Annotated in this window: 8 protein-coding genes and 1 riboswitch; all 8 genes read right to left on the bottom strand. The window is 32.1% G+C overall.

Annotated elements, in window-relative coordinates:
* Window positions 1-193: 193 nt before the first annotated feature.
* The 8 genes from grdD to KGF42_RS12600 all read right to left on the bottom strand — a co-directional run bounded on the left by grdD (window position 194) and on the right by KGF42_RS12600 (window position 8,406).
* Window positions 194-1,339 carry a glycine/sarcosine/betaine reductase complex component C subunit alpha gene (gene grdD / locus KGF42_RS12635; protein WP_227822360.1) on the bottom strand — a complete coding sequence of 382 codons (1,146 nt, stop codon included), beginning with the start codon at window positions 1,337-1,339 and terminating at the stop codon, window positions 194-196.
* Window positions 1,340-1,349: 10 nt separating this feature from the next.
* The gene (grdC, locus tag KGF42_RS12630) at window positions 1,350-2,882 is read right to left on the bottom strand and encodes a glycine/sarcosine/betaine reductase complex component C subunit beta (protein WP_227822361.1); all 1,533 of its coding nucleotides are present in this window, start codon (window positions 2,880-2,882) and stop codon (window positions 1,350-1,352) included.
* Between the two features lie 247 nt (window positions 2,883-3,129).
* Window positions 3,130-4,440 carry a glycine reductase complex selenoprotein B gene (grdB, locus tag KGF42_RS12625; RefSeq protein ID WP_227822362.1) on the bottom strand — a complete coding sequence of 437 codons (1,311 nt, stop codon included), beginning with the start codon at window positions 4,438-4,440 and terminating at the stop codon, window positions 3,130-3,132.
* Between the two features lie 31 nt (window positions 4,441-4,471).
* Window positions 4,472-4,945, bottom strand: coding sequence for a glycine/sarcosine/betaine reductase complex selenoprotein A (gene grdA / locus KGF42_RS12620; protein WP_011861535.1), 474 nt, complete (start codon window positions 4,943-4,945; stop codon window positions 4,472-4,474).
* A 112-nt stretch (window positions 4,946-5,057) separates the two neighbouring features.
* Window positions 5,058-6,344 carry a glycine/sarcosine/betaine reductase component B subunit gene (locus KGF42_RS12615; RefSeq protein ID WP_227826438.1) on the bottom strand — a complete coding sequence of 429 codons (1,287 nt, stop codon included), beginning with the start codon at window positions 6,342-6,344 and terminating at the stop codon, window positions 5,058-5,060.
* Between the two features lie 262 nt (window positions 6,345-6,606).
* A complete protein-coding gene (gene trxA, locus KGF42_RS12610) occupies window positions 6,607-6,924 on the bottom strand; it encodes a thioredoxin TrxA (protein ID WP_107595020.1) in 318 nt (105 codons plus the stop codon).
* Window positions 6,925-6,991: 67 nt separating this feature from the next.
* A complete protein-coding gene (gene trxB, locus KGF42_RS12605; RefSeq protein WP_054274358.1) occupies window positions 6,992-7,939 on the bottom strand; it encodes a thioredoxin-disulfide reductase in 948 nt (315 codons plus the stop codon).
* A gap of 95 nt (window positions 7,940-8,034) precedes the next feature.
* Window positions 8,035-8,406: a GrdX family protein gene (locus KGF42_RS12600; protein ID WP_009903157.1), complete on the bottom strand. Its 372-nt coding sequence runs from the start codon at window positions 8,404-8,406 to the stop codon at window positions 8,035-8,037.
* A gap of 102 nt (window positions 8,407-8,508) precedes the next feature.
* A riboswitch (glycine riboswitch) is annotated at window positions 8,509-8,620 on the bottom strand.
* Window positions 8,621-8,649 lie beyond the last annotated feature (29 nt).

The following is an 8,649-nucleotide window of genomic DNA, read 5'->3' as shown; positions in this document are numbered from 1 at the left end:
AAAATGGAAAAAATATCAAAATAAGGCTATGATTTTTAAAGCCATAGCCTTACAAATAAATGTTTAATTATCACTTAAAAAATAAATTTTTATTTAAAGAATACACATAAATATTTCCAGACTCAAAAGAACATATACTTATAACCTAAAAGACTATAACTATATGTTCTTCATTTACATGTATAATTTATATTTATTTTGCAGTATATCCAGCTTTAACTAAAGTTTCAACTGCTAAATCCCCTTTAGCTTCATTTACTAAAACTATCGGACCTGTACAACCCATACCACTTTCAGCATAGATTCCATTTTTCCATAACTCAGACACTGCATCTTCTAAATCCATTATATCAACACCAGCTATTTGACGAGTAACAACTTCTTTATCTGGCATTTTAACTTCTACTTTCTCAGTTTTAACTTCTTTTTTAGTAAGAGATACTATAATATCATCAAATTTTGCTTTTTTAACCTTTGCAAATTCATTTCTTGCAACATTACTTATATCTCCCTTTACAACATCATAAGCATATTTTAACGCATTTGCTACTACTGGAGAACCTGATGCTCTTGATACTATAAGTACCTTTCTATCATAGTCTTCTCCAACCCCAGGACCATATCCAAATCCTTGAGCTTCATAATCCCCACCTGTAGTATATGAAGAGAATACTTTCATAAATATATTTCCAGATAACGTATCAGTAACCATAACATCAGGTGCACCCACAAGTAAATCATTACCTCTCATTACACATCCACCATCTGCTCTAATTGAATCAGCAAATTCCATATCATATCCATTATCTTTTAATTCTTTTAAACATTTCTCAACTTGTCTTGCTCCATCAACATTAAGTATTCCAACTTTTGGGCATTTATTACCCATTGATTTTGCTGTAACAATACCATAAATAGCATTTCTTACCATTGCTTCTATTCTATTAGTGGCACTTGTCCCTGTTGTTGTTGCAAGTATCATTTCTTTTCCTTTTGCTGGAGTTATTACTCTACCTACTGTAGACACTCCTATTGGAAAATTGTAATGCATAGTAACACAAGCATCAATATATCCTGAATCTAATAATTCTTCCATTTTTACATGCATTTCTTTTTCATCATTAACTTCAACCACTTCAAGGTCAGTTTCCACCTTTGGTCCAATAAGTACTATATCAAATAAATTAGATTTTGCTAATTGTGCACCATTAACCATGTTCTCTACACCATGTTCACTTCCAAGTGTAGTCACACCAATTTTTACTTTCTTGCCAAATTCGCCGCTTTCTATTGCATTAGCTACTTCTAAGAATACATCTGCGATTACTTTTTTTGACATATCCTCACCCCTATTCTTCTAACATATCTAATGCTAGTTTTTTCATAGATTCAGCTATTATCTTCTTAATTTCATCCTTAGATATTCCTGAAGTTTCTTCAATAATACCTGTATTTCTTTCAGCTATGAAAGATACTCCATCAAATAAGTTAGTCATTCTTCCTAAGAATAAGCTACCTTTTCCAACTATCATAGCTCTATTTCTATTTCCTGTAGTTAAATCATCTATTAAAAATCCTATATAAGGAGCTCCTGATGGTATATGACCTTGAGTTGGTGCCCATCCTGGTAATCCTTTATTAGAAACAAAATCTTTTAACGCTTTCTTTTCTAAATCTCCACGCTTAACAGCAAGTGCTCCTATCATTTTGTAGTTTGCTTCTGGAACATCTCCTGCTCCTGCTGGCTTAGTTATATCTGGGTTTTGCATTTCAACTGAATATACATCAACATCTGTTATTTTTAAATTAGCTCTATCAAGACCTGAAGTTATAAGTGCTGTCATAACTGCTTGAGGTGAAGAACCAGTTCCAACAGTATGCTTACCTGTTAAATCCGTTCTTATAACTGGATTTACACCATCATTTTCAGATACAAGTACTGCAAATCCTCCAACAACATCTTCAAGTACAGGAAGACCTTTTTTAACATGGTCTTTAGCATTCATTCCAAGTTTAGCACTTGCTCCACCAGCTACTACCATTACATTTTTATGTATTCCAGCTTTTACTAAAGCTGCTGCTTGAATTAATGCATGTGTTGGTGCTGCACAAAATCCTCTTGTGTCAGAGCCAGTTGCATTTTGAAGTCCTACTATCTCAGCTATTGATTTAGCAAAGTTTCCTCCACCTCTTTGGTTTATATCTCCACAAGCTTCTTCTGAACACTCAATAACATAATCTATTTCAGCAGGGTCTATTTTGCTATGTCTTAGCATTTGAATAGCAGATAAAACTCCAGATGCTTTTACTACTAGATTTTCAAACATTGTATGGGCATTTAAGTTAACATCTACGTCATGTGCTCTTTTTACATAACCAACGAATTTTCCATCATGGTATAATCCTTCTGCTATGTGTGTTGCTACTAATTCTTTACCTTCTTCTATATCATCACCCTTTAATTTGCCTACAAATGGTGCAATTTCAGGGTAGTTATTTTCAATTTTTGGTTTTACTTCATCAATAAATTCTTGTGATAATTTTACTAAATCAAATGCATCACTTATTTGCATTAAAGCTATGAACTCATCTTGAGGCATTATTTCTCCAAATTTACCATTTCTAGTTCCCTCAATCTTTTGTTCACACCATGGCATTGGTAAATCTCTTAATTCTTCTGGTCTTCTATTTCCTATATAAACTTGATTTGGCATGTAGTTAACTACATCTTCGTAACTTCTTATATGACTACTTACTTCTTTTAAAAATTCTGAATCTGGATTTGTTGCTCTTTCAACTGTACAAGTACTTCCATTTTGCACTATCATATCTGGAGTATGAATAAGTACATAGCCTGCCCCTTTTAAAACTGGATAAGTCATTTTGTGCACCTCCATAAATTTTATGAACACTTATTTTTTAATCTCATTAAAAACTCTAATTATTCTATTTTTATTATTGTATATTTAATTCTATTATTTTTATGTATTTTGGCATTTTTTAAGATTTCATGAATGAATAACTCCAATTTATCCATTCATGAAATCTATATTATTTTTTTGTGTATAGTTATTTTTTATTTTTAGTGTGTGTTTATATTTTTACCTATATAATGTATGTGTGTTATTTTTATTTTTCAAATACTGTTTGACCATCTACTTCTGTAGTTAAAGCATTTAATGCTTTTTCTACAAGGCCTCTTCTTAAGGCTTTTTCTTCTGTAGGGTCAAGTGCTGGATTTCCAAGTGGATGAGGTATTGCTATAGTTGGAACTATTCTATTAGCCCCTACTGTTAATGAAATAGGTACTACTGTACACATATGAACTACTGGAAGTCCAGTTTTTTCTATTTCTTTTACCATCGTTGCACCGCAACGAGTACAAGTACCTCATGTAGAAGTTAAGATTACTGCATCTACACCATCAGCCACTAATGCTGCTCCAATTTCAGAAGCATACTTTTTAGAATTTGCAACAGATGTACCATTACCTACAGTTGTATAGAAAGTCTCATGTAATTTTCCAATTACACCTTCTTTTTCTAAATCTCTAAGAACATCAACAGGTAATACTCTATCTGCATCTAAGTTTGCATACACTGGGTCATATCCACCATGTGCAGTTTCATAAGTCTCTTCTGTTAAATCCATAACTCCTGCTATAGAATAAGTTCCATATTTAGAAGCTGAAGAAGACTCTATTCTATCTGGATTTCCTTTTGGAACTATACCACCAGAAGTAACTAAAGCTATTTTGCATTTTGATAAATCTTTTATAGCTTTACTTGGGTCAACTCTATCAAAGTTTGGCATTGGGTATTCAGTTTCAAACGGTTCACCTTTTATTTTCTTAACTAACATGTCAACAGCTCTCTTAGAACCTCTGTCTTCATGGAAGTAGTTAACTCTTATTCCTCTAGCTATGTATCCTTCATCTTTAGGAGTTCCAATTTCTTCTCCATTAGCAAGTTTTACTGCAAGTTTAGCTATCTTAGGAAGTGCTTTTCTCATACCTGCTGCAGAATCAGAAGTTTCTACTACATAAACATCCTTTTTAAACATATCTGCTCCTGGATTTTCAATATACATACCTGTTAAAGCTGGTATATTTAAAGCATCTTTTACAACTTTAGTTATTGTTCCAGCAGCAACTCCATATCTACCAGCATTAAATGCAGGACCAGCTATGAAAAGTTGTGGTTCAAAACCTTTTACCATTGATAAAACTTCTTCACTTGCACTATCAATATTTTCATTAAAATAGCTATCTCCACAAACTACCGTTCCAACTATTTCAATATCTTCACCTAATAATTTATCAAGTTGTAAACTTATTGGAGGTAAAGTTTCTGCCACATGTGGCTTAGTATCAGCTTTCTCTTCTCCACCTATACCAGCAAAGAACTGATTAATATAATGTACTGCTTTTAGTTTTCCCATCTTTTAGTTTCACCCCTTTTGCTTTTAGGCATTAAAATTTACAAAATTCTTCTCTTATACCAGACATTTCTTCTTCTATTTCTTCAACTTCTAAAACCATTTCCATCATACTTATTTGGTCTTCATATACACTTTCATCAAATAATGATTTTATTGGTTCCTCAACAACGTGGTAAACACTTAATCCTAAGGCAACTCCAGCAAGTGGTCCAGCGAAAGTTGGATCTCCAGCAGTTACTGTTTCGGCTGCAAGACCTGCAGCTTCGGCTTCAGCAGCACCTAGTAAAATCACAACATTTTCAGCTCCGAATTTATCAGCAGCATCTTTAACTCTGTTTTGATTTTCTAAGTCCATAGCCCCAGCAGCTGTTCAGACAAAGCATTCTGTAGATGAGAAAACAACCTCTGCTCCTTCTACTGTTTTTACACATTCTTCTATCGCAGGTCCTGGTATACCATCACGGTCACCTATTATAAGAACCTTTTTATTACTAAGTAAACTCATAATAATCCTCCTTATTATATTTCTAATATATTTTTTTACATCTATAACACTTATTATAATATATCTATAATATGTTTAATTAACATTACTCAATCGTTTAATGGAATACTTTTTAATATCCTTTAGCAGTTAAATGACCAAATCCTGTTTCATTAGTTGCACCTGTTATAGCTTGGATTTCAACTTCAATAGTTCCATCAGCTTTTAAACTTCCATCAGAACCACCAGCTATTACATCCACTACTTCTAAATGACCAATTACTTTATCTAGCTTAGGAAGCACTACAACTTGGTTAGCATTTCCACCTGTTACAACAGCATCAGCTCTTACATCTGCATCTGCAAGTGATTGAGAACCTCCATCACGTCCAGCATATTCATCTGTAACTATAACTGTTTTAACACCTTGCATTTCTATCTTCTTACAGTTCATTATAAGGTCAGTATCAGGATTTCCAAAACCTTCTTGTGAAACTATAACTGCATCTAATCCTAAATATTTACATAATTTAGAAGTCCAGTTTGAAGATCTTTCTTTATCTGCTAGGTAAACATTTTCATTCGTTATAATTACACCCACAAAGTTTATATCTTTGCCATGTCTTGCATATAAATCTTCAACAACCCCATTATTTATGTGAACATAACTTGGGTTTTTATCACATGCAGAAACACAGTTACCACTTACAATTGCTCCGTCCATTAATTCTGTTGGATATAATAAAGTTGGTACTATTTGTTTTGCATCTACTCCATACACATAAGTATCATGTAATAAACCTTGAGTCTGAAGCATATAAACATATCCTACTTTTGGAAGCTCTGGATATTCTTTTATTGATTCAAGAAGAGGTTTAGTTTCATATACTGAAACTTCATCTGGAGTAAGATTTCTTGCTACTTCTCCTAAATACATTGCTGCTTTGAATCCTATCATTCTAACAGCTTTTTCATGAGCATATTGTTTTAAACCATCAATAGGTTCAGCTATTACTACTACATTATTTAATTTAGAAAATGGAGTGTACTTAGCTCCTTCTCCAGTCATATCTATTATACCTTCTTGGAAACCTACTATTTTTCCAGTAGTTACAACAGCTACACCTTTTAAAGCATGAGTTTTTCCTTCTCCTACAGTGTCAACTTTAGACATGATGCCTGGGAATATTCCCCCATTACCTTCAACTTTTACTCTTGGCTCAATAACATCTTTTACAGGTGTTATTCTTACGCTTTCACCTGGACGAGCTAATTCTATATTTATAGATTTGATGTGCTCATCTCCACCAATTTCTTGTAGCATCTCTTGCTTATTGATGAATAATACTCCATCTTTTACTTCTGTTACATCACCAAATTGAATATCTTTTATAAAGATTTTCCCTAATTCAAGACGCATACTTGCACCTCCTGTTATTTAATTTGTGTATATGCATTTGAGTTTTTCTCAAAATTATATCATTTTACAACTTATCTTAAAGATATTTTTATATTCTGTTTTTATGTTTCAAATATTTATTTCATTAATAAAAAATATTTATTGTAAAAAAATTATTTTATCTAAAATTATTTTTTTAACAAACTTAGACATAAAAACACTTTTCTTTTATCTTCAGACTAAAATAAATTTTTTCTTTTGATGTTAATACTTTATCAATATATTAAAGATATTTTTTAATCATTTCTTCTATATTAGAAACTGTAGCATCATCCTTAGTAACTTCGTCTACTTTTTCCCCATCTTTGTATATAGCCATAGTTGGAAGACCTAATACTTTTTGTTTTATAGCTAATCTTCTAGCTTTTGTTGTATCCATCTTACAGAATTTTATCTTATCTCCATAAGTCTCAGCTAATTTATGAACATCTGGCATTAAAGCTTTACAAGGCTCACAACCTTCACTCCAAAAATCAACAAATACAAAACCTTCTGCATTTAAAACTTCTTCTTCAAATGTAGCCTTATCTAAATCTAACATTTTCTTATTCCCCCTTGAAATTTTTATTTTATTTTAAATATTATTTATTGAATTTAATTTACAGACTCTAGTTTCCAAATTTTTCGTCAATATATTTCTCAGCTACTATAGATGCAATTGCTCCATCATTAGTTGCTGTTACAACCTGTCTTAGAGTTTTAGATCTGCAATCTCCTGCTGCAAATACTCCTGGTATATTAGTTTTCATATCTTCATCAGTTATTATATAACCTTTTTCATCCATATCAACTTTGCCTTTGAATAAATCAGTTTGAGCATCTAATCCAACGAAAACAAATACTCCCATTGTTCCATCTTCTTCATCTGCAAAGTATTCATGAGTTTCTCCAGTAACTTTGTTTTTGAATACAACTGACTCTAATATTCCATCACCTTTGATTTCTTCTATTACTGTATCTAATAAAAATTCTATCTTTGGATTAGCTTTTGCTTTTTCTTCAACACTTTTAGCACATCTAAATCCTTGTCTTCTATGTACAATTGTTACTTTTCTAGCAAATTTAGTTAAATACATCGCTTCTTCTAATGCACTATCTCCTCCGCCTACAACAAATACTTCAAAATCTTCAAAGAAATCTGCATCACAAGTTGCACAGTATGAAACCCCTTTACCAGTAAGTTCTTTTTCTCCAGGACAACCAATTTTTCTTGGAGTTGCTCCTGTTCCTATTATTACTGCTTTTGCTCTATATTCTGCTTTTTCCCCTTTTAAAACTTTTATATCTCCATCTAGTTCAGTATCTACAATGTTGTCTCTTAGCATCTCTGCTCCAAACTCTTTACATTGTTCAACCATTCTAGCTATTAAACTTGGACCTGTTGCATTTGGAACTGACCCTGGATAATTTGCAATCTCATGTGTTATTACAATTTGTCCACCAGTCTTGTCTTTTTCTAGGATTAGAGTTTTCAACTTTGCTCTTGCTCCATAAAGACCTGCTGCAAGCCCTGCTGGTCCTGAACCAATTATTACTAAGTCATACACATTTTCCATTTTGACTTATCCTCCCCAATTAAATTTCTCATTTTATTTAATATTAAATTAGATTTAATATTTAGGCTACTTTAACAACTTTTTAACAAACTTATTTATTCATACTGCATTCTTTGTATTGTATTATAGAATATATCATAATCAATTACTCTAAAGTCATCTTGAACACTTTCTGTCCATTTTGGAGTCTTTTTATTATTCTGAAATTTACTTGCAGTGATGATTGCTTCTTCAATTAAGGTCAAAGAGTTTATATCCAAACGATTTCCTTTCTTTAGTATAACAGTTCTGTAAGGTGTTTCATTTGGTTTTACACTCCCATAGAGTGGATGAGATAAAAGTTCATACCCTTCATGTATCAAATCTCTACTTGCTTCTAAGATACCAATATAAGTTGTATCTTTAAACAAAACTTCTCTGTCTTGAACTTCTTCTTTTACTTTTGGATTATTTGTAATTATTATCATTTTTTACTCTCTTTCAAACTTTTATTTATTACTTGATAAATAAAAAACAGGAAAAACAAATCTCCCAATTTGCCTTCCCTGTTAAAATCATTTTCAGAGCCCCGTCCAAGTACAGTCATCTTTACCTGAGAATTTCATCTAATCTTTTGGGTAAATAAGATTAAATTTGTCCCTTCGGTCGCTTTTTTATAAAGCAGTCTCCCATACTCTTCAGCCGGATTATTATTTTTTCAGAAAATTGAA

It is taken from the genome of Clostridioides sp. ZZV15-6383, from assembly GCF_020657735.1.
GTDB lineage: Bacteria > Bacillota > Clostridia > Peptostreptococcales > Peptostreptococcaceae > Clostridioides > Clostridioides difficile_D.
Note: the sequence above shows the minus strand (reverse complement) of the source record. Positions and strands in the feature narration are given on the sequence as shown.

Bases quoted from the DNA above. Each gene is read 5' to 3' on its own strand.
- KGF42_RS12600 (WP_009903157.1), bottom strand. From the start codon at position 8,406: ATGATAATAATTACAAATAATCCAAAAGTAAAAGAAGAAGTTCAAGAC.
- grdC (WP_227822361.1), bottom strand. From the start codon at position 2,882: ATGACTTATCCAGTTTTAAAAGGGGCAGGCTATGTACTTATTCATACT.
- trxB (WP_054274358.1), bottom strand. From the start codon at position 7,939: ATGGAAAATGTGTATGACTTAGTAATAATTGGTTCAGGACCAGCAGGG.
- grdD (WP_227822360.1), bottom strand. From the start codon at position 1,339: ATGTCAAAAAAAGTAATCGCAGATGTATTCTTAGAAGTAGCTAATGCA.
- KGF42_RS12615 (WP_227826438.1), bottom strand. From the start codon at position 6,344: ATGCGTCTTGAATTAGGGAAAATCTTTATAAAAGATATTCAATTTGGT.
- trxA (WP_107595020.1), bottom strand. From the start codon at position 6,924: ATGTTAGATTTAGATAAGGCTACATTTGAAGAAGAAGTTTTAAATGCA.